Source organism: Streptomyces sp. 4F14 (assembly GCF_048159485.1).
Lineage (GTDB): Bacteria > Actinomycetota > Actinomycetes > Streptomycetales > Streptomycetaceae > Streptomyces.
The window spans coordinates 176,068-200,275 of sequence record NZ_JBLRVY010000009.1 but is presented as its reverse complement, the minus strand read 5'-3'; the positions used below and the strand labels follow the sequence as shown (position 1 = coordinate 200,275).

Below are 24,208 nucleotides of genomic sequence, written 5' to 3'. Positions count from 1 at the left end.
GCACCTGCTCACAACGTTCGCTTCAGCCTCGCGGCGAGTACCTCCCCGATCGTCGCGAGGTGAGCGGGCACCGTCAGCATCTGCTCGTGCTCGGCGTCCACGGGACGGTCCTCGACGGCACCGGTCACATACGGCGCCCACGAGCCCGCCCCGACCCGCCCGGCCGCCCGCTCCGGCACCCGGGTCGCAGTGAACAACAGCATGTCGCCCTCGTACCGCCCGGGCCGGTGCGCCGCGAGAAGACGGCTGTTGCCGATCCACACGTCCTTCATGGCCAGCAGGGTGCTCTCCCCGACCGCCGCGAGCGGATGCCCGCTCTCCTCCAGGAAGCGCAGGTACCGGGCGATCAGGGCGTCCCGGCCGGTGGTGAGTTCCGCCGGGTCGAAGGCGAACCGGGAGGCCGTGAGGTTGTCGACGATCAGCCGGTCCTCCAGCTCCCGCAGGGCCTGCTCCAGGGCGCCCGCCTCGGACGCCTCGTCGACGGGGTACGGGTAGGCGTCCACGAGGGCGAGCAGCTCCACCTCCTCGCCGCGCGCCTGGAGTTCCACGGCGAGCGCGTGGCTCATGACGCCGCCGAAGGACCAGCCGAGGAGCCGGTAGGGGCCCTCCGGCTGGATCTCCCGGATCTGCCGGAGATAGTCCGCGGCCATCTCGTCGACCGTGGCGGGCATCGCGCCCGGCCGGCTGAGCGCCCGGGCCTGAAGGCCGTAGACGGGCACGGCCGGGTCGAGGTGGGTCAACAGGCCCGCGTAGCACCAGGACATCCCGCCGCCCGGGTGCACGCAGAACAGCGGCCGGTCGTCGCCGGTGGTCCGCAGCGGCAGCAGGGGCGCGAAGGAGTCCCGGGTGCCGCTGCGCTCCGCCTCCCGGGCGAGCGCGGCCGGCGTCGGCGCCTCGAACAGGTGCCGTACGCCGAGGTCGGCCCCCAGCCGCTCGGCGAGCAGCGCTACGGCCCTGGTGGCGAGGAAGGAGTGGCCGCCGAGGAGGAAGAAGTCGTCGTCGGGGCCGACGTCCTCGACGCCCAGCACCTCGGCGAAGACCGCGCAGATCAGCTTCTCCGCCTCGGTGGCGGCCGAGCGGGGAGCGGGCCGGTCCACCTCGATCGCCAGCAGCGCACGCCGGTCGAGCTTCCCGTTGCGCGTGAGGGGCAGTTCGTCCACCACGACGTACTGCGCCGGGACCAGGTACTCCGGCACGGTCCGCAGCAGCCGGGCGCGCAGGTCGGCCGCGACCGGCGTACGGCCCTGCGCCGCCGTGACGAACGCGGCGAGCGAGGTGCCGTCGCGCACGAGCACGGCCGCCGAGGACACCGCCGGGTCACCCCGGAGCACCGCCTCGACCTCGCCGGGCTCGATCCGGAACCCGCGCAGCTTGACCTGGTCGTCGGCCCTGCCCAGGTGGTGCAGCTGCCCGTCCGGGGTACGGCGTACGAGGTCACCGGTCCGGTACATCCGCTCGCCCGGCCCCCCGAACGGGCCGGCCACGAACCGCTCCGCGGTCATCCCGGGCCGGCCCCGGTAGCCACGCGCCAGCGCGCTGCCCGAGACGTACAGCTCCCCCGGCATCCCGGGCGGCACCGGCCGCAGCCACGCGTCCAGCACATGGGCGTGGACGTTGGGCAGCGGAACACCGATGGAGGGCCGGTCCGCCCACCGTGCCGGATCGGCGGGCAGGGACGCCGCCGTCACCACGTGCGTCTCGGTGGGCCCGTAGTGGTTGTGCAGGACGACCCGCCCGCCCACCCGGGAGAAGAAGCGCTGTACGGCCCCACCGGTCACCAGCGCCTCACCGGCCTGGGCGACGTGCCGCAGGTCGGGGAGGTCCTCACCGGCCTCCAGCGCGGCGGAGAACACCGCGTCCAGGACGAGCGTGGGCGCGTACAGCTCGCCCACCCGGGCCTCGCGCAACCACTCGACGAACCGGGCCGGGTCACGCCGTACGTCCTCCGGGCAGATCGCGAGCGTCTTGCCGGACAGCAGGGCGGAGAGGATTTCCTGCGCGGAGACGTCGAACCCGGTCGAGGTGAACTGGGCGGTGACCGTGCCCTCGTCCGCCGGGAGCGCCCGGTGGTGCCAGTCCAGGAGGTTGCGGATGGCGCCCGTGGTCATCTCGACGGCCTTCGGCTCACCCGTCGAGCCCGAGGTGTGCAGGATGTAGACCGGGTGGCCGGAAAGCGGGGTGTCGGGCAGGGGGGCCGGTGACGCGGCGGCGAGCGCCCGCTCGTCGAGCACCAGCACCGGGCCGGAGAACCTCGCGGCCAGGTCGTCGGTGGTCAGCACGACGACGGGACGTATGTCCCGCAGGACGAACTGGACGCGCTCCTCCGGCAGTTGGGGATCGACCGGGAGGTAGGCGGCACCCGCCTTGAGGGTCGCCACGAGCCCGACGACGAAGTCGACGCCGCGCGGCAGCCCCAGGGCGACCACCGTGTCCGGGCGTGCGCCCCGGTCCAGCAGGAGCCTCGCCAGCCGGGTCGACCTGTCGTCGAGCTCCGCGTAACTGAGCGTCCTGCCCGCGTGTACGACGGCCGGGGCATCCGGGCGCCTGCGGGCCTGCTCGGCGAAGAGGCCGGGCAGCCCGGCGGCCGGGGCGTCCACGGGGGTGGAGCCCCACGCGCTGATCGCGGCCCGCTCCTCCGGAAGCACGACGTCGACCGCGCCCACCCTCAGCTCCGGATCCCTGGCGACCTGGTCCAGCAGCCCGGCCAGCCGCTGTCCCAGCCGCCGTACGGTCAGCTCGTCGAACCGGTCGGCGTCGTACTCCAGGCTTCCGGTCAGCCCGCCGAACTCGCCCTTGCCCAGTTCCGCGACGGACAGCAACAGGTCGAACTTGGCGGTGGCGGTGACGGACTCCTGCGCGCCGATGACCAGATCCCCACCGGACGTACGCGACCCGGTGTCGCCCAGGCCGGCCGTGTTGTTGAGGGTGAGCATGACTTGGAAGAGGGGGTGGCGGGCGAGGGAGCGTTCGGGGTTGATGATGTCGACCAGGCGCTCGAAGGGGAGGTCCTGGTTGGCGTAGGCGCCGAGGTTCGTTTCCCTTACTCGGGCGAGGAGTTCGCGGAAGGTGGGGTTCCCGGAGAGGTCTGTGCGCAGGACCAGGGTGTTGATGAACAGGCCCACCAGGTCGTCCACCGCGTCATCGCTGCGGCCGGCGATGGGGGTGCCTATCGGTACGTCGTCGCCTGCGCCGGAGCGCGACAGCAGCAGGGCCAGCGCTGACTGGAGCACCATGAACACCGTCGCGCCGCTCTGACGGGCCAGCTTCACGATGGCCTCGTGGACAGCGCCGGGCACCTCGAACTCCACTCTGCCGCCACGGTGGGTGGGGATGGCGGGGCGGGGGCGGTCGGCGGGGAGGGCTATCTCGGCCGGGAGATCGGCTAGTTGGTCCTTCCAGTATGCGATCTGCTGGGAGATCACGCTGTCCAAGTCGCCCTCGGAGCCCAGGAGTTCGCGTTGCCAGAGTGTGTAGTCGGCGTACTGGACCGGGAGGGGGGACCACTGCGGGGGCTCGCCCGCCGTGCGTGCCTCGTAGGCCGTGGCCAGGTCGCCGATGAAGGGGCGCATCGACCAGGCGTCTACGGCGATGTGGTGGAACGAGAAGTGCAGGACGTGGTGGTGGGGGGTGGTTTGGAGGAGGGTTGCTCGGATGGGGAGTTCGGTGGTCAGGTCGAAGGCGTGGCGGGCTGCGGTGGCCAGGCGGGCGGGGAGTTCGGCCTCGGTGACGGTTTCTGTGTGCCACGGGACCTCGATGTCCTCGCGGACGATCTGGTGCGCGCCCTCCGTGTCCTCCGTGAAGACCGTCCGCAGAGTCTCGTGCCGGGTCACTACATCGGTCAGTGCTGCCTGGAGGGCCTCGCTGTCCAGCTTGCCGGTCAGGCGGAGGGCGAGAGGGGTGTTGTAGGTCGCGTTGGGACCGTCGAGTTTGTGCAGGAACCAGAGGCGTTGCTGGCCGAACGACAGCGGGACCCGGTCGGGACGTGCCCCGGCTTGCAGCGCGGGGCGTGAGCCGTCCGCGTCGTCCAGCACACGGGCCAGACCGGCGACTGTCGGGTTCTCGAACAGCTGCCGGATCGAGACCTCGACGCCCAGGGCGGAGCGTAGGCGGGAGATTAGGCGGGTTGCCAGGAGGGAGTGGCCGCCGAGTTCGAAGAAGCTGTCGTCGATGCCGGTCACCGGGCGGCCCAGGACCTCGCTGAAGAGGCCGCAGAGGATCTCCTCGCGCGGTGAACGTGGGCCCCGTGTGTCTGTGTTCGCGTATTCGGGCGTGGGGAGTGCCCGGCGGTCCACCTTGCCGTTCGGTGTCAGAGGGATTGCATCAAGGGTCAGTACGAGGGTGGGGATCATGTACTCCGGGAGCCGTGAACGTAGGGCGTCGCGCACCGTGTTGCTGTCGAGAGCCGCGCCGGGTTCAGGGACCGTATAGCCGACGAGGGTGCCGTCGTTCACGACCGCGACCGCCTGGGCCACGCCGTCGACCGCCAGGAGGCCGGACTCGACCTCGCCGAGTTCGATGCGGAAGCCTCGCACCTTGACCTGGGCATCAGCGCGGCCGGTGAACTCCAGGGTGCCGTCCGGCTTCCAGCGCACGACATCGCCTGTGCGGTACATGCGGCCGCCGTCCCACGGGCACGCCACGAACCGCTCAGCGGTCAGATCGGCCCGGCCGTGATAGCCACGCACCACACCCGCGCCAGCGATGTACAGCTCGCCACGGACGCCCACCGGAACCGGCCTCAGCCACTCGTCCAGCACAAACACCCGCTGGTTCACCAAAGGACCACCGATAGACACCGGTTCACCAGCCGCCACCGGGGCACTTGTCGACCACACCGTGGTCTCCGTCGGCCCGTACACATTCACCACCGACGCCAACTCACCCACCATCGACGCCGCCACCTCAGCGGGCAGCGCCTCACCCCCCACCAACGCCCGTACGCCAGACAACCGGCCCTGTGCGACGGCGACGATCTCGCGCCACAGACTCGGCGTCGCCTGCATCACCGACACCCCAGCGCCAACCGCCAACTCCACCAACAACTCGGCATCAGCGACCACTTCAGACGGGGCAACGACCACACACCCACCCGACACCAGTGGCGCGAACAACTCCACCACCGCAATATCGAACGCGAACGTCGTCACCGCCAACACCCGGTCAGCGCTTACTACATCCCGCAGACCAGCCAGCACATTGACAACACCCCGATGCGGAACCACCACACCCTTCGGACGACCAGTCGACCCCGACGTATAGATCACGTACGCCGCCGACCCCAACTCCGGCACCACCCCCAACGACTCACCCGACAGCCCCCGCACATCCACGTCGTCCAGCAACACCACCGGCACACCGGAAACCCCCTCCAGGGCGCCCGACACCGACAGCACCAACACCGGCGCCGAGTCCTGCACCACATGCACAATCCGCTCCGCCGGGTACCCCGGATCCACCGGAACGTAAGCCCCACCAGCCTTCAACACCGCCAACAACGCCACCACAGCGTCCACCGAACGCGGCAGGGCGACCACGACACGCGACTCGGCCCCCACCCCACGCGACACCAGGAACCGAGCCAGGCGATTCACCCGCACGTCCAACTCCCCGTACGTCAACGCCACTTCACCGCAGACCACAGCCACCGCATCCGGAACCGCCCGCACCCGCTCCTCGAACAACACCGGCACCGACACCCCAGGCACAGCCATCACAGGCCCCTGATGCGCACCGGGCAGCGCACGTTCCCCCCGCTCCAGCACATCAAGCCGCCCGACCGGCGTCGAGGTCTCCCCCGACAGCGTGTGCAGGGCCCGTGTCAGCCGCTCGCCCAGCGTGTTCACGGTGGCCCGGTCGAGAAGGTCCTCGCGGTAGGAGAAGCGCAGGGTCAGTTCGTTTCCGGGGTTGACCACCAGGGTCAGCGGGTAGTGCGTGGCGTCGCGTCCTCGGAGGCCGGCGATGCGGAGGCCGCCGCCGCCCGAGGTCGGTGTGACCGTTCCGGTGGGGGCGGAGGGGTAGTTCTCGTAGATGAGCAGGGAGTCGAAGAGGGGGGCGTCGCCCCGGACTTCGCTGAGCTGCTTGATCGAGGGCAGGTCGTAGTGGTGGTGCGGCATGAGGGCGACCTGTTCCCGTTGGACGCGGGTGACCAGGCCTGCGAGGGTCTCCGCCGGGCGCAGCCGGACGCGTACGGGGAGGGTGTTGATGAACAGGCCGACCATCGTTTCGGCGCCCGCGACCTCGACGGGGCGGCCGGAGACCGTGGCGCCGAAGACGACGTCGTCGCGGCCGGTGTGCTGGGCGAGGACGAGTGCCCAGGCCGTCTGCACCATCGTGCTCGGGGTGACGCCCAGGCTCCTGGCCTGCCGGGTCAGTGCGGCGGTGGCGCCGGGGTCCAGGGTGAGTTCGAGGAGTTCCGGGAGGGCGGGGGGTGCTCCGGCGGCCGTGGGGGCGAGCAGTGAGGGTTCGTCGAATCCGTCCATGACCCCGGCCCAGGCCGTGCGGTCGGCGGCGCGGTCGCGGCGGGAGAGCCATTCGAGGTGGGCGCGCGGCGGGCGTACGGGTGGGAGGGCGGAGGCGTCGCCGCCGGTGGCGTAGAGGGTGACGAGGTCGCGCAGGACGATCGGCTGGGACCAGCCGTCGAAGAGGAGGTGGTGGTTGGACATCACGAAGACGTACTTGTCCTCGGCGAGGCGTACGCACAGGAAGCGCACCAGGGGCGGCTTCATGAGGTCGAAGGGGGCGTACCGGTCGGCCTTGAGGAGGTCGGCGAGGTGGGCCTCGCGTTCGTCCTCGGGGAGGCCGGTCAGGTCATGGTCGTACCAGGGCAGGGGTACGGCCTTCGGGATGAGCTGGACCGGGCGGCTCAGCCCTTCGTGGCGGAACGCGGCGCGCAGCCCGGGGTGTCGGGCGAGCAGTGCTCGTGCCGCCGCCCGCAGTGCGGGCACGGACAGGTCGCCCTCCAGGCCGACGGTGAGCTGTACGGCGTAGACGTCGGGGGCGTCCGTGTCGTAGAGCCGGTGGAAGAGCATGCCCTCCTGCATCGGGGAGAGCGGCAGGATGTCCTGTAGTCCCGAGTTGCTCACGTGGTCCTCCACTCGGCCTCGATGGCGTCGATCTCGTTCTGGCTCAGCCCGGCACCCAGCAGGTCCGAGGGGGTGTGGCCGCCCGCGTCGGGGTTGTCGGCGTGGTCGGCCAGGGCCTCCAGCGCCTCGGCCCAGGTGTGGGCGAGTGCGGCGATGCGGTCCTGGTCGAAGAGGCCGGTGGCCCAGGTCCAGGTGGCGGTGAGGGACGGGCCGTCGTCGTCCTCGCGGACCACCACGTTCAGTTCCAGCGGGTGCAGCAGGGGGCCGTGCGACTCCTGTGCGCCGGCGGTGCCCCCGGCCGTCCGGCCCTTGGTGCGGCCCAGGTAGTTGTAGGAGATCTGCGGGGCGGGCAGTGCCGCCAGGTCGGCCGAGGTGTCGGGGTTGAGGTAGCGGAGGAGTCCGTAGCCCGTCCCCTCCCCCGGCACCGCCCGGAGCTGTTCCTTGACCGTCTTCACGGCCTGGCCGGCGGCCGCGCCCGCGCGCAGGGCGTCGGCGGTGTCGACTCCGGCGAGGTCCAGGCGTACCGGGTGGACGCTGGTGAACCAGCCGACGGTCGTCGTCAGGTCGGCTCCGGGCAGCAGGGTCTCGTCCCGCCCGTGGCCCTCCACGTCGACCAGCAGGGCCGGGCCGTCGCCGCGCCAGCGGGTCACCGCGAGGGCGAGGCCGGTGAGGAGGACGTCGTCGACGGCGGCGTGGAAGGCGGCCGGGACGGTGGACAGGACCCGTTCGGTGACGTCCGTCCCGAGGGTCACGGACAGTCGGGCGGAGGCGCCGAGGACATCGCGGTCCCGGTCGAAGGGCCGGCCGCCCAGGGGCTGGTCGGGGCCGGCGAGCAGGTGTTTCCACACGGCTGCCTCGGCGGTCCGTTCGGGGCTGCGGGCGGCGGTGTGCAGGGCGCGGGTCCACTGGCTCAACGAGGTGCCGATGGGGCGCAGTTCGGGTTCGCGGTGCTCGCGCAGCGCGGTCCAGCACTCGATCAGCTCGGGCAGCAGGATGCGCCAGGACACCTCGTCGACGGAGAAGTGGTGGATGGCGACGAGGGCGAGCCCGGGTTCGTCGGGGCCGCGGTCGAACCAGACCACCTCGACGTTGCGCCCCTCACACGGGTCGAGCCTGTCGCGGGCGGCGTCGGTCTCCCGCGCCATGCGGACGGCTCCCCCGTCGGGCTCGGTGGCGAGGTCGACGCGGCGTACGGCGCCGGTCAGGTCGACCGCGTCCGGGGCCTGGATCTCCAGTGACTGTCGGCCGCCTTCGCCCACGAGCCGCAGGCGCAGGGCGTCGTGCCGCCGGGCGATCGTCTCGACGGTGGCGCGCAGGGTGTCGAGGTCGCTGCCGGCCGGCAGTTCCATGAACCGTGACTGGGCGAACCGTTCGCCGCTGCCGCCGCGTTCGGTGAACCAGCTGAGCACCGGGGTGACGGGCAGCGGCCCTGTCTCGTCGTCGCCGGGCGCCGGGGCCGGGGCCTCGGCGGACTGTGCGGCGGCGGCGAGGGTCGCCGGGGTCTGGTGCGTGAACACGTCACGCGGGTTGAGGCCGAGTCCTTCCGCGCGGGCCCGGCCGACGAGCTGGATCGACGAGATGCTGTCGCCGCCGAGGTCGAAGAACCGGTCGTCCGGTCCGACGGCGTCGAGGCCGAGCACCTCCGCGAACAGCCGGCACAGCAGTTCCTCGCGGGGGCCCCGGGGGGCGGACGCCACCTCGTGCCGCGGCTCGGGCAGCGCACCCCGGTCGATCTTGCCGTTCGGCGACAGCGGCAGTGCGTCGAGCACGACGTACGCGGACGGAACCATGTAGCCCGGCAGGGTCCCCGCGACGAAACGCCGCAGCTCCCGCGGGTCGAGCACCGCGCCGGACGCGGGTACGGCGTACCCGACGAGCCGGCGGTGGCCCGGCCGGTCCTCGCGGACGGTGGCCGCCGCCTGGGCGACGCCGGGGCAGCGCTCCAGCGCGGATTCCACCTCGCCCAGCTCGACCCGGAAACCGCCGAACTTGACCTGCCCGTCGTCGCGTCCGACGAACTCCAGCGTGCCGTCCGCCCGCCAGCGCGCGAGGTCCCCGGAGCGGTACATCCGCTCGCCCGGAGCACCGTACGGAGTCGCGACGAACCGTTCGGCGGTCCGCTCGGGCGCCCGGTGGTAGCCCCGGGCGACCCCGGGCCCGGCGATCCACAGCTCACCGACGACACCCGGCGGCACGGGCCGCAGCCGGTCGTCCAGGAGGTAGACGCGTTTGTTGTCCCAAGGGGTGCCGATCGATACGGCGGTGAGCGCGTCGTCGGCCTCGTACGCCCCGGAGGTGGCCGCGACGGTGACCTCGGAGGGGCCGTACAGGTTGATCACCCGGTGCCGTGCGGCCCAGCGCCGTGCGGTGGCCGGCGGGCAGACGTCGCCGCCCATCGTGACCGTGAGGCCCGGGGGGAACTCCTCCTCGGGGAGGCTGGAGAAGACCGCGGGCGGCAGGAAGAGGTGCGTCACGCCGGTCTCGCGGACGAGCCGGGCCACCTCACCGCCGAGCGGCTGGCCGCCGGGGGCCAGCACGAGGGTGGCGCCGGTCAGCAGCGAGGCGAGGACGTCCCAGACCGCGGCGTCGAAGCTCGTCGACACCATCTGGAGAAGCCGGCTCCCCCGGCCGACGCCCAGGCGGGCGACGGTGCTGAACACCAGGGTCGGCAGTCCCTCGTGCAGGAGCAGCACGCCCTTGGGGCGGCCGGTCGACCCCGACGTGTAGACCATGAAGGCCGGGCTGAGCGGGGAGACTTGTACGTCCTGGTACGCCGTCGGCGTCGCCGTGATCCCGGGGTCGTCGATCAGGAGGACCGGCGTACTGTCCTGGGCGACCAGCTCGCGCAGAGCGGCCTGCGTGACGATCAGCTCCGGGCGGCTGTCCTCCAGCATCAGCGCGATGCGCTCGGCCGGGTAGTTCGGGTCGAGCGCCATGAACACGCCCCCGGCCTTGAGGGTGGCGAGCATCGTCACGACCCACGGCTCGGAACGCTCCAGGGCGACGGCGACGATCTTCTCCGGTCCCACGCCCCGCTCCGCCAGCAGCGCGGCCAGCCGGTCCGACCGTTGGTCCAGGTCGGCGTACGTCAGGATCCTGCCGTCGAAGACGACGGCCACGGCGTCGGGGGCCTCGTCCACCACGGCCCGGAACATGCCGGTCACGGTGGTGCCGGGGACCTCGCGCGCGGTGTCGTTCCATGTTGTGAGGACCTGGTCCCGTTCGGCGGGGGTCAGTGCTTCGTACGACGACAGGTTCTCGTCGGGGGCTGCGGCGACCGTTTCCAGGAGGTGCGTGAAGCGGCGGGCGAGGGCGGCGGCGGTGCCGGGTTCGAACAGGTCGGTGCTGAACTCCAGCAGACCCCGCAGCCCCCTGCTGCCGCCGTCCTCCCCCCGCAGCTCGGCGAACCCGAAGACCAGGTCCGACTTGGCCGTGCCGACACCCACGGCCTCCGGGATCACCGTGAGCCCGCCCAGGTCGTCCGGTACGGCGTTCGCGCTGTGCTCGCGCTCGTTGGCGAGGGTGAGCATGACTTGGAAGAGGGGGTGACGGGCGAGGGAGCGTTCGGGGTTGATGATGTCGACCAGGCGCTCGAAGGGCAGGTCCTGGTTGGCGTAGGCGCCCAGGTCGGATTCCCTTACGCGGGCGAGGAGTTCGCGGAAGGTGGGGTTCCCGGAGAGGTCTGTGCGCAGGACCAGGGTGTTGATGAACAGGCCCACCAAGTCGTCCACCGCGTCGTCATTGCGCCCGGCGATCGGGGTTCCGACGGGTACGTCGTCGCCTGCGCCGGAGCGGGACAGGAGTAGCGCCAGCGTCGACTGGAGCACCATGAACACCGTCGCGCCGCTCTGACGGGCCAACTCCGCGATGGCCTCGTGGACATCGGCCGGCACCGTGAACTCGTGCCGGGCTCCGGTGTGGGTGGGGGTTGCGGGGCGGGGGTGGTCGGCGGGGAGGGCTATCTCGGCGGGGAGATCGGTGAGTTGGTTCTTCCAGTACGTGATCTGCTGGGAGATCAGGCTGTCCGGGTTGTCCTCGGAGCCCAGGAGTTCGCGTTGCCAGAGTGTGTAGTCGGCGTACTGGACCGGCAGGGGGGACCACTGCGGGGATTCGCCTGCCGTGCGTGCCTCGTAGGCCGTGGCCAGGTCGCCCACCAGGGGGCGGGTGGAGGAGCCGTCGCCGGCTATGTGGTGGAGCAGGAGGAGGAGGGTGTGGTGGTGGGGGGTGGTTTGGAGGAGGGTTGCTCGGATGGGGAGTTCGGTGGTCAGGTCGAAGGCGTGGCGGGCGGCGGTGGCCAGGCGGGCGGGGAGTTCCTCGTCGGTGACGGTTTCTGTGTGCCATGGGACCTCGGCGTGCTCGCGGATGATCTGGTGGGCGCCATCCGTGTCCTCGGCGAAGACGGTGCGCAGGCTTTCGTGGCGGGTCACGACGTCGGTCAGTGCTGCCTGGAGGGCCTGGGGGTCGAGTTTGCCGGTCAGGCGGAGGGCCAGGGGGATGTTGTACGTCGCGTTGGGGCCGTCGAGTTGGTGCAGGAACCACAGGCGTTGCTGGCCGAACGACAGCGGTACACGGTCGGGACGTGCCCCGGCGCGCAGTGCGGGGCGCGATCCGCTCGCCTCGTCCAGTGCATGGGCTAGGCCGGCGACTGTCGGGTTCTCGAACAGCTGCCGGATCGAGACCTCGACGTCGAAGGTAGAGCGTAGGCGGGAGACCAGGCGGGTTGCCAGGAGGGAGTGGCCGCCGAGTTCGAAGAAGCTGTCGTCGATGCCGGTCACCGGGCGGCCCAGGACCTCGCTGAAGAGGCCGCAGAGGATCTCCTCGCGCGGTGAACGCGGGCCCCGAGCGTCTGTGTTCGCGTATTCGGGCGTGGGGAGTGCCCGGCGGTCCACCTTGCCGTTCGGTGTCAGAGGGATTGCATCAAGGGTCAGTACGAGGGTGGGGATCATGTACTCCGGGAGCCGTGAACGTAGGGCGTCGCGCACCGTGTTGCTGTCGAGAGTCGCGCCCGGTTCAGGGACCGTATAGCCGACGAGGGTGCCGTCGTTCACGACCGCGACCGCCTGGGCCACGCCGTCGACCGCCAGGAGGCCGGACTCGACCTCGCCGAGTTCGATGCGGAAGCCGCGCACCTTGACCTGGGCATCAGCGCGGCCGGTGAACTCCAGGGTGCCGTCCGGCTTCCAGCGCACGACATCACCCGTGCGGTACATACGGCCGCCGTCCCACGGGCACGCCACGAATCGCTCAGCGGTCAGATCGGCCCGGCCGTGATAGCCGCGTACGACACCCGCGCCAGCGATGTACAGCTCGCCACGGACGCCCACCGGGACCGGCCGCAGCCACTCGTCCAGCACAAACACCTGCTGGTTCGCGAGAGGACCACCGATAGAAATCGCAACATCGGCCGCCACCGGGGCACTTGTCGACCAGACCGTGGTCTCCGTCGGCCCGTACACGTTCACCACCGACGCCAGTTCACCCACCATCGACGCCGCCACCTCAGCGGGCAGTGCCTCACCGCCCACCAACGCCCGTACGCCAGACAACCGGCCTTGTGCGACGGCGACGGTCTCGCGCCACAGACTCGGCGTCGCCTGCATCACCGACACCCCAGCGCGCACCGCCAGATCCACCAACAGCTCGGCATCGGCGACCACTTCGGACGGGGCGACGACCACGCACCCGCCCGACACCAACGGCGCGAACAACTCCACCACCGCGATATCGAACGCGAACGTCGTCACCGCCAACACCCGGTCAGCACTTACTACATGCCGCAGACCAGCCAGCACATTGGCGACACCCTGGTGCGGAACCACCACACCCTTCGGACGACCCGTCGAACCAGAGGTGTAGATCACGTACGCCGCCGACCCCAACTCCGGGACCACACCGAGCGAATCACCCGGCAGACCCTCCAACTCCGCCACCACCGCAGGGTCGTCCAGCAGCAGCACCCGCACACCCGAAACCCCCTCCAGCGCCCCCAACACCAACACCGGCGCCGAGTCCTCCACGACATGAGCAATCCGCTCCGCCGGATACGACGGGTCCACCGGCACATAAGCGCCACCCGCCTTCAGCACCGCCAACAACGCCACCACCACGTCGGCCGAACGCGGCAGGGCGACCACCACACGCGACTCAGCCCCCACCCCACGCGACACCAGCAGACGCGCCAGGCGATTCACCCGCACGTCCAACTCCCCGTACGTCAACGCCACTTCACCGCAGACCACAGCCACCGCCCCCGGAACCGCCCGCACCCGCTCCTCGAACAACACCGGCACCGACACCCCAGGCACCTCAACAACCGTGTCGTTCCACTCCTCCACCACCCGACGCCGCTCACCCTCCACCAACACATCCACTCGGCGCGTCGAGACATCAGGCGAAGCAAGTACTTCGTCCAACAGGTGGATCAGACGCTCCACCATCGCCTCGGCGGACACGGTGTCGAAGAGGTCGACGGCGTACGTCAGCGCGCCGTGCATGCCGGTCTGGGCGTCGCCGGAGAAGGCGAACGCCAAGTCGACCTTGGCCGCGCTCGATTCCAGTCGCAGGGCGGAGGTGTCCAGGCCCGCGAGCGGCGGAATCTCCTGGTTGTCCTGCTCGCCGTGCAGGGTGAGCATGACTTGGAAGAGGGGGTGGCGGGCCAGGGAGCGTTCGGGGTTCAGGACCTCGACGAGACGCTCGAAGGGCACGTCCTGGTTCGCATACGCACCGAGGTTCGTCTCCCGGACCCGGTCCACCAGTTCACGGAAGGTGGGGTTCCCGGAGAGGTCGGTCCGCAGGACCAGGGTGTTGATGAACAGGCCGACCAGGTCGTCCACGGCATCGTCGCCTCGTCCGGCGATGGGGGTGCCTATCGGTACGTCGTCACCTGCGCCGGAGCGGGACAGCAGCAGTGCCAGCGCCGCCTGAAGGACCATGAACACGCTCGACCGCGACTCCCGAGCGAACCCCGACAGCCGTGCGGACAACCCCGCCGGGATCGCGAAGTCCACCCGCGCACCGCGATACGAGGCCGTCACCGGGCGCACCCGGTCCACCGGCAACGCCAACTCCACCGGCACACCAGCCAGTTGCTCCGACCAGTAGCCCAACTGCCGTGAGATCACGCTGTCCGCGTCACGCTCAGTGCCCAGGTAATCCCGCTGCCACAACGCGTAATCCGCGTACTGCACCGGCAACACAGGCCACTGCGGCTCCTCGCCCCGCAGCCGTGCTTCATACGCCGTCGTCAGATCACGCACCAACGGCCGCAACGACCACCCGTCCGTCGCGATGTGATGGCACACCAACGACAGCACATGTTCTTCTGCCGAAATCTCGAACAGCGCGGCCCGCAAGGGCAGTTCGCGCGACAGATCGACCGTGCGCCCCGCCTCCGCCGACAACTTCCCCGCGAGCTCCCCCTCCGACGAGACCCGCTCCTCCCGCCACGGCACCTCGACACCCTCGCGGACGACCTGGAAAGCACCCTCGGCGTCCTCGGCGAAAACGGTCCGCAGACTCTCATGCCGGTCCACGACATCGTTCAGCGCCACCCGCAAGGCCACCCGGTCCAGCACACCCCCCAACCGCACAGCCATCGGCACGTTATAAGTCGCCGACGGCCCCTCCAGCCCGTACAGAAACCACAACCGCTCCTGCCCGAACGACAACGGCACCCGCCCCGGCCGCCCCAATGCACACACCGAAGAACGACCCGCACCCGCCGCCCCCTCCAGCGCCCGACTCAACCCCGCAACCGTCGGCACCTCGAACAACTGCCGGATGGACAACTCCACCCCCAACACCGCCCGCACGCGCCCCACCAACCGCGTCGCCAGCAGCGAATGCCCACCCAGATCGAAGAACCCGTCGTCGATCCCCACCCGCCCCACACCCAGCACATCCGCGAACAGACCACACAAGATCTCCTCACGCGGCGAACGCGGACCACGAGCGAGCGCCGTCGTGTCTCCGGAGTCCGGCGCGGGGAGGGCAGCTCGGTCGACCTTGCCGTTCGGCGTCAGGGGGAGCGCCTCCAGCACGGAGATCGCGGGCACCATGTGGTCGGGCAGCCGACGTCCGAGTTCGGTCCTCAGTGCCGACGCGGTGAGCAGGGTGCCGGTCTCGGCGACGACGCAGGCGATCAGACGCCGGTCGCCGGCGGTCTCCTCCCGTACGGCGGCGGCAGCGGCAGCCACGCCCTCGCAGGCGTTGAGGGCGGCCTCGATCTCGCCGAGTTCGATGCGGTAGCCACGGACCTTGACCTGGTCGTCGGCACGACCGACGAACTCCAGCAAACCTTCCGCACGCCAGCGCACGACATCGCCCGTGCGGTACATCCGCCCACCGCCCCACGGGCACGCCACGAACCGCGACGCCGTCAGCCCGGGACGGTCCAGATACCCCCGCGCGAGAGGTGCCCCCGCCACGTACAGCTCACCGGGAACCCCCACCGGCACCGGACGCAACGCCTCATCCAGCACATACACCCGCGTGTTGGGGAACGGCCGCCCGACCGGCACCGCCCCCGACGGAGTCACCGCACCCGGTTCCAACCGCCACTCACAGCAGTTGACCGTCGCCTCCGAGGGCCCGTACGCGTTGAACACCACCACGTCCGGATGCCGTTCACGCCACCGCCCCAACAACTCGCCCGACAGCGCCTCGCCGCCCACCACCAACGTCTCCGAAGGAGCCGCAGAAGCTTCCATCCCCTCCAGCAGCACCAAGTGACTGGGCGTCATCTTCATCAGCGACGCCCCCTCCGCCTCGGCCAACTCCCCCAGCCGCACGAACCCGCCCGACACCAACGGCGTGAACAGCGCCGTCACGGTCAGGTCGAACGACACCGACGTGTGGACGAGGGAACTCCCCCCGGCGCCCCCGTACGTCTCCCGGTTGTGGAGCAAGTACGCACCCACCGAACGGTGTTGGACCACCACACCCTTCGGACGCCCCGTCGACCCCGACGTGTAAATGACGTACGCCGCCGACGACAACTCCGGCACCACGCCCAGCGATTTACCCGACAGGCTCCCCAACTCCGCCAGGTCGTCCAGCAGTACCACGGGTGCGCCGGACGGCACTTCCTCCAGCGCCCCCGACACCGACAGCACCAGCACCGGCGCCGAGTCCTCCACCATGTACCGCACGCGCTCCGCCGGGTACGACGGATCCACGGGAACGTACGCGCCACCGGCCTTCAGCACGGCCAGCAACGCCACGACCACGTCGACCGAACGCGGCAACGCCACCACCACACGCGACTCGGCCCCCACCCCGCGCGACACCAGCAGCCGGGCCAGACGGTTCACCCGACCGTCCAACTCCCCGTACGTCAGGGCCACTTCACCGCAGACGAGAGCCACCGCGTCCGGGGCCGCCCGCACCTGCTCCTCGAACAGCACCGGCAACGACACACCCGGCACCTCGACCGCCGTGTCGTTCCACTCCTCCAGCACCCGACGCCGCTCGCCCTCGGACAGCACGTCCAGCCGACCCGTCGGCAGGTCGGGCGAGGCCAGCACGGCATCCAGCACGTGCGCCAAGCGCTCCGCCAACGCCTCGGCGGAGACGGCGTCGAAGAGGTCCGCCCGGTAGTCGAGTACGGCGTGAATGCCTGCGGGCGCACCGGTCTCGTCGCGCCGCTCGCCCAGGACGAACGACAGGTCGTGGCGGACGAACCCGGTGTCGATCTGCCGCTCGGTCACCGTCAGGTCGTCGGTCTGTCCGGCGTCGGAGCCGAGAGCCACGTTGTTGAACGTGAGCATGACTTGGAAGAGGGGGTGGCGGGCGAGGGAGCGTTCGGGGTTGATGATGTCGACGAGGCGCTCGAAGGGGAGGTCCTGGTTGGCGTAGGCGCCCAGGTCGGATTCCCTTACGCGGGCGAGGAGTTCGCGGAAGGTGGGGTTCCCGGAGAGGTCTGTGCGCAGGACCAGGGTGTTGATGAACAGGCCCACCAGGTCGTCCACCGCGTCATCGCTGCGGCCGGCGATGGGGGTGCCTATCGGTACGTCGTCGCCTGCGCCGGAGCGGGAGAGCAGTAGCGCCAGCGTCGACTGGAGCACCATGAACACCGTCGCGCCGCTCTGACGCGCGAGATCCCCTGCCTTGGCGTGGGCCTCCACGGAGAGGTCGAACTCGAACCGGCCGCCAGCGTGGGACGGGGTGGCCGTGCGGGGGCGGTCCGTGGGGAGCGTGATCTCGTCGGGGAGGTCGGCCAGTTGTGCCGTCCAGTACGCGATCTGCCGGGAGATCAGGCTGTCGGGGGTGTCCTCGGAGCCGAGGAGTTCGCGTTGCCAGAGGGCGTAGTCGGCGTACTGCACGGGGAGCGGGGACCATTGCGGGGCCTCGCCGGCCGCGCGCGCGGCGTACGCCTGGACGAAGTCGCGGCGGAGCGGGTCGATCGATTCGCCGTCGCCGGCTATGTGGTGGAGCAGGAGGAGGAGGGTGTGGTGGTGGGGGGTGGTTTGGAGGAGGGTTGCTCGGATGGGGAGTTCGGTGGTCAGGTCGAAGGCGTGGCGGGCTGCGGCAGCCAGGCGGGCGGGGAGTTCGGCCTCGGTGACGGTTTCCGTGTGCCACGGGACCTCGATGTCCTCGCGGACGATCTGGTGCGCGCCCTCCGTGTCCTCCGTGAAGACCGTCCGCAGAGTCTCGTGCCGGTCCACGACGTCGGTCAGTGCTGCCTGGAGGGCCTCGCTGTCCAGCTTGCCGGTCAGGCGGAGGGCGAGGGGGATGTTGTACGTGGCATTGGGGCCGTCGAGTTGGTGCAGGAACCACAGGCGTTGCTGGCCGAACGACAGCGGCACGCGTTCGGGGCGTGCTCCGGCGCGCAGGGCGGGGCGCGATCCGCTTGCCTCGTCCAGTGCATGGGCTAGGCCGGCGACTGTCGGGTTCTCGAACAGCTGGCGGATCGAGACCTCGACGTCGAAGGTAGAGCGTAGGCGTGAGACCAGGCGGGTTGCCAGGAGGGAGTGGCCGCCGAGTTCGAAGAAGCTGTCGTCGATGCCGGTCACCGGGCGGCCCAGGACCTCGCTGAAGAGGCCGCACAGGATCTCCTCGCGCGGCGAACGCGGGCCCCGAGCGTCAACAGCAGCGTATTCGGGCGTGGGCAGTGCCCGGCGGTCCACCTTGCCGTTCGGTGTCAGTGGGATTGCATCAAGGGTCAGTACGAGGGTGGGGATCATGTACTCCGGGAGCCGTGAACGTAGGGCGTCGCGCACCGTGTTGCCGTCGAGAGCCGCGCCGGGTTCAGGGACCGTGTAACCGATCAGCACACCGTCGTTCACGACCGCGACCGCACGCCCGACGCCAGGGCAAGCGAGGAGGCCGGACTCGACCTCGCCGAGTTCGATGCGGAAGCCGCGCACCTTGACCTGGGCATCGGCCCGGCCGGTGAACTCCAGGGTGCCGTCCGGCTTCCAGCGCACCACGTCACCCGTGCGGTACATCCGCCCGCCGTCCCACGGGCACGCCACGAACCGCTCAGCCGTCAGATCCGCCCGGCCGTGATAGCCGCGCACGACACCCGCGCCAGCGATGTACAACTCGCCACGCACCCCGACCGGAACCGGCCGCAGCCACTCGTCCAGCACAAACACCCGCTGGTTCGCCAACGGCCCACCGATGGACACCGGTTCACCCGCCGCCACCGGGGCACTTGTCGACCAGACCGTGGTCTCCGTCGGCCCGTACACATTCACCACCGACGCCAACTCACCCACCATCGACGCCGCCACCTCAGCGGGCAGCGCCTCACCACCCACCAACGCCCGTACGCCAGACAACCGGCCCTGTGCGACGGCGACGATCTCGCGCCACAGACTCGGCGTCGCCTGCATCACCGACACCCCAGCGCGCACTGCCAGGTCCACCAACAGCTCGGCATCGGCGACCACTTCGGACGGGGCGACGACCACGCACCCGCCCGACACCAGTGGCGCGAACAACTCCACCACCGCGATATCGAACGCGAACGTCGTCACCGCCAACACCCGGTCAGTGCTTACTACATGCCGCAGACCAGCCAGCACGTTGGCGACACCCCGATGCGGAACCACCACACCCTTCGGACGACCCGTCGAACCAGAGGTGTAGATCACGTACGCCGCCGACCCCAACTCCGGCACCACCCCCAACGACTCACCCGGCAGACCCTCCAACTCCGCCACCACCGCAGGGTCGTCCAGCAGCAGCACCCGCACACCCGAAACCCCCTCCAGCGCCCCCAACACCAGCACCGGCGCCGAGTCCTCCACTACATGAGCAATCCGCTCCGCCGGATACGACGGGTCCACCGGCATATAAGCACCACCCGCCTTCAGCACCGCCAACAACGCCACCACCGCATCCACCGAACGCGGCAACCCCACCACCACACGCGACTCAGCCCCCACCCCACGCGACACCAACAACCGAGCCAGGCGATTCACGCGCCCGTCCAACTCCCCGTACGTCAACGCCACTTCACCGCAGACCACAGCCACCGCATCCGGAACCGCCCGCACCCGCTCCTCGAACAACACCGGCACCGACACCCCAGGCACCTCAACAACCGTGTCGTTCCACTCCTCCACCACCCGACGCCGCTCACCCTCCACCAACACATCCACCCGCCGCGTCGACACATCAGGCGAAGCCAACACCGTGTCCAGCAGCTGGACCAGACGCTCCACCAGCAGAACAGCGGACGCCTCGTCGAACAGATCCACCGCGTACGTCAAGGAGCCGTACATCGGGGCGTCGGCGCCGCGTTCGGCGAAGTCGAAGGTCAGGTCGAAGCGGGCGATGTCGTGGTCGGGGTGGACGGGGGTGACGGAGAGGTCGGCGGAGGCCGGGCCGGTGTCCGTGGAGATGTGGTTGTTGAGGGACAGCATGACTTGGAAGAGGGGGTGGCGGGCCAGGGAGCGTTCGGGGTTCAGGACCTCGACCAGGCGCTCGAAGGGCACGTCCTGGTTCGCGTACGCACCGAGGTTCGTCTCCCGGACCCGGTCCACCAGTTCGCGGAACGTCGGCTCACCCGACACATCGGTCCGCAGCACCAACGTATTGATGAACAACCCGACCAGATCGTCGATCGCGTCATCACCACGCCCGGCGATCGGTGTCCCGATCGGCACATCCGACCCCGCGCCGGAGCGGGACAGCAGCAACGCCAGCGCCGCCTGAAGCACCATGAACACACTCGACCGCGACTCCCGCGCGAACCCCGACAACCGCGCAGACAACCCCGCCGGCACCTCGAAGTCCACCCGCGCACCACGATACGAAGCCGTCACCGGACGCACCCGATCCACCGGCAACCCCAACTCCACCGGCACACCGGCCAATTGCTCCGACCAGTAACCCAACTGCCGGGAGATCACGCTCTCCGCATCACCCTCGGCACCGAGATACGCCCGCTGCCACAACGCGTAATCCGCGTACTGCACCGGCAACACAGGCCACTGCGGCTCCTCACCCCGCAGCCGTGCTTCATACGCCGTCGTCAGATCACCTACCAAGGGCCGCAACGACCATCCGTCCGTCGCGATGTGATGGCACACCAACGACAGCACATGTTCTTCTGCCGAAATCTCGAACAGCGCAGCCCGCAAGGGCAGTTCGCGCGACAGATCGACCGCGCGCCCCGCCTCCACCGACAACCGCCCCGCAAGCTCCCCCTCCGACGAGACCCGCTCCTCCCGCCACGGCACCTCGACACCAGCATCGAGAACCACTTGATAAGCACCCTCGGCATCCTGCGCATACACCGTCCGCAGACTCTCGTGCCGAGCCACCACATCACCCAACGCCGCCCGCAAGGCCACCCGGTCCAGCACACCCCCCAACCGCACAGCCATCGGCACGTTATAAGTCGCCGACGGCCCCTCCAGCCCGTACAGGAACCACAACCGCTCCTGCCCGAACGACAACGGCACCCGCCCCGGCCGCCCCAATGCACACACCGAAGGACGACCCGCACCCGCCCCCTCCAGCACCCAGCTCAACCCCGCAACCGTCGGCGCCTCGAACAACTGCCGGATCGACAACTCCACCCCCAACACCGCACGCACGCGCCCCACCAACCGGGTCGCCAGCAGCGAATGCCCGCCCAGATCGAAGAACCCGTCGTCGATCCCCACCCGTCCCACACCCAGCACATCCGCGAACAGACCACACAAGATCTCCTCACGCGGCGAACGCGGACCACGAGCGCCGACAGCGACGTACTCAGGAGCCGGCAAACTCCTGCGGTCCGCCTTGCCGTTCGGCATCAAGGGGATCTCGTCGAGGACGACGACCACCGCGGGGACCATGTAATCCGGCATCCGGTCGGCGAGTTCGGCGCGCAGTGCGGCCGGGGCCAGGCGGGCTCCGGGTTCCGGGCGGACGTAGCCGACGAGTCGGCGGTCCCCGGCCGTGTCCTCGCGGACCATGGCGACGCTCTTGGACACACCGGCGCACTGCCCCAACGCGGTCTCGATCTCGCCGAGTTCGATGCGGTAGCCACGGACCTTCACCTGGTCGTCGGCACGACCGACGAACTCCAACAGGCCCTCCGAGCGCCAACGCACCACGTCACCCGTGCGGTACATCCGCCCACCGCCCCACGGACACGCCACGAACCGCGACGCCGTCAGCCCGGGACGGTCCAGATACCCCCGCGCGAGAGGGGCCCCCGCCACGTACAACTCACCGGGAACCCCCACCGGCACCGGACGCAACGCCTCATCCAGCACATACACCCGCGTGTTGGGGAACGGCCGCCCGACCGGCACCGCGCCCACGGGCGTCGCGTCTCCCGGTTCCAACCGCCACTCGCAGCAGGTGACCGTCGCCTCCGAGGGCCCGTACGCGTTGAACACCACCACATCCGGATGCCGTTCACGCCACCGCCCCAACAACTCGCCCGACAGCGCCTCGCCGCCCACCAGCAGCGTCTGGGAAGGAGCCACCGAGGTCTCCATCCCCTCCAGCAGCGCCAGGTGGCTCGGCGTCATCTTCAGCAGCGATGCGCCCTCGGCCTCGGCCAGTTCTCCCACGCCTACGCATCCGCCCGACACCAGCGGCGCGAACAGTGCGGTCGCCGTCAGGTCGAAGGACACGGACGTGTGCAGGAGGGAGGTGCCGCCGACGCCGCCGTACGTCTCCCGGGCGTGCAGCAAGTACGCGCCGAACGAACGGTGTTGGACCACCACACCCTTCGGACGCCCCGTCGACCCCGACGTGTAGATCACGTACGCCGCCGACGACAACTCCGGCACCACACCCGGAGAGGCAGCCGACAGAGCCTCCAACTCCCCCATGACATCAGCGTCGTCGAGCAGCACCACCGGTACACCGGACACCGACTCCAGTGCCCCCGACGTCGACAGCACCAGCACCGGCGCCGAGTCCTCCACCATGTACCGCACACGTTCCGCCGGATACTCCGGGTCCACCGCGACGTACGCGCCACCCGCCTTCACCACCGCCAGCAGCGCCACCACGACGTCGACCGAACGCGGCAGTGCCACGACCACACGGGACTCCGCCCCCACCCCGCGCGACACCAGCAACCGGGCCAGACGGTTCACCCGACCGTCCAACTCCGCGTACGTCAAAGACACTTCACCGCCGGACACGGCCATCGCGTCCGGAAACGTACGTACCTGTTCCTCGAACAGCACCGGCAACGACACCCCCGGCACCTCGACCGCCGTGTCGTTCCACTCCTCCAGTACCTGGCCGCGCTCGGGCTCGGACAGGACGTCCATGCGGCCGACGAGGAGGTCCGGGGTGGTGGCGATGGTGCGCAGGACGCGCAGGAGGGTCGCGGAGATGGTGTTCACGCGGGCGGTGTCGAAGAGGTCGGGGCGGTGGACGAGGCGGCCGCCGACCTTCTCCCCGACGCCGGAGATGAGGGTCAGGGGGTAGTGGGTGGCGTTGCGTGACTCGATGTCGCCGACGCGCAGGGCTCCGGCGTCCGCGTCGTTCTGGGTGCGGGGGAAGTTCTCGAAGACCATGGCCGCGTCGAAGAGTTCGTCGACGCCGGCGGCTCGCTGGATCTCCTTGAGGCCGAGGTGGTGGTGGTCCATGAGCTGGACCTGTTCTCGCTGGGCGCGGACGAGCAGGTCGGCTAGGGGCTCGTCGGGGCGGAGGCGGACGCGCATCGGGACGGTGTTGATGAACAGGCCGACCATGTTCTCGACGCCGTCCAGCTCCGGCGGGCGTCCGGAGACCGTGACGCCGAAGACGATGTCCTGGCGGCCGGTGAGGTGGGAGAGGACGAGGGCCCAGGCGCACTGGAGCACGGTGTTCATGGAGACGCCCCGGGAGCGGGCGAGTTCGGTGAGCGCCGTGCCGGCTTCGTCGTCCAGCGTGAAGTCGAGGCGTTCGGGGAGCACGGGGGTGCGGTCGGCGCCGGGGGCGAGCAGGCTGGGTTCGGTGAGGCCGGCGAGGGCGTGGCGCCAGGCGGCGCGGGAGGCGTTCTCGTCGCGGGTGCGCAGCCATGCGGGGTGTTCGCGCTGGGAGCTGACGGGCGGGAGGGAGCGGGGGTCGCCGCCGTTGCGGTAGAGGGTGATGAGTTCGCGCAGCAGTACCGCCATCGACCAGCCGTCGACGATGACGTGGTGGGCGGTGAGGACGAACCGGTAGCGGTCCTGGCCGAGGTCGAGGAGGGTGAAGCGGACGAGGGGGGCGTCGCCGAGCCGGAAGCGCCGGGTGCGGTCGGCGGTCGCCTCGGCGGTGACCGCCTGGTCGAGGCCGGTGTCGGGGAGGTGGCCGAGGTCGCTCTCGCGCCAGGGGAGCCGTACCTTGCGGCGGACGATCCTGACCCATTCGCCGGAGCGGCGCTGGCGCAGTCCGGAGCGCAGGCTGGGGTGCCGGTGCAGGAGTTCCCGGGCCGCGGTGCGCAGGGCGTCGCGGTCGAGGTCGCCGTCGAGGTGGAACACGATCTGGGCGACGTAGGGGTCCGGCGCGCTGTCGTCGTAGACGTGGTGGAAGATCATTCCTTCCTGCAACGGGGTCACAGGCAGGATGTCCTCGATCGACTGCGGGCGCGCGTTCACCACGGGGGTCCCTTCACTCCTTCGACACTGCATGCCATGCAAGGTGCGTGTCATGCGAGGAAATGGAAACGTCGTCCCGAATTCTCGTCAAGAATTTCA

General features: G+C 70.3%; 2 protein-coding genes. Both read right to left on the bottom strand.

What is annotated here, in order from left to right; translation table 11 throughout:
* Positions 1-8: 8 nt before the first annotated feature.
* Positions 9-7,082: an amino acid adenylation domain-containing protein gene (locus ACLZOT_RS17920; RefSeq protein ID WP_416969941.1), complete on the bottom strand. Its 7,074-nt coding sequence runs from the start codon at positions 7,080-7,082 to the stop codon at positions 9-11.
* A complete protein-coding gene (locus ACLZOT_RS17915) occupies positions 7,079-24,112 on the bottom strand; it encodes a non-ribosomal peptide synthase/polyketide synthase (protein WP_416969940.1) in 17,034 nt (5,677 codons plus the stop codon). Before ACLZOT_RS17915 ends, ACLZOT_RS17920 begins: the two co-directional genes overlap by 4 nt.
* Positions 24,113-24,208 lie beyond the last annotated feature (96 nt).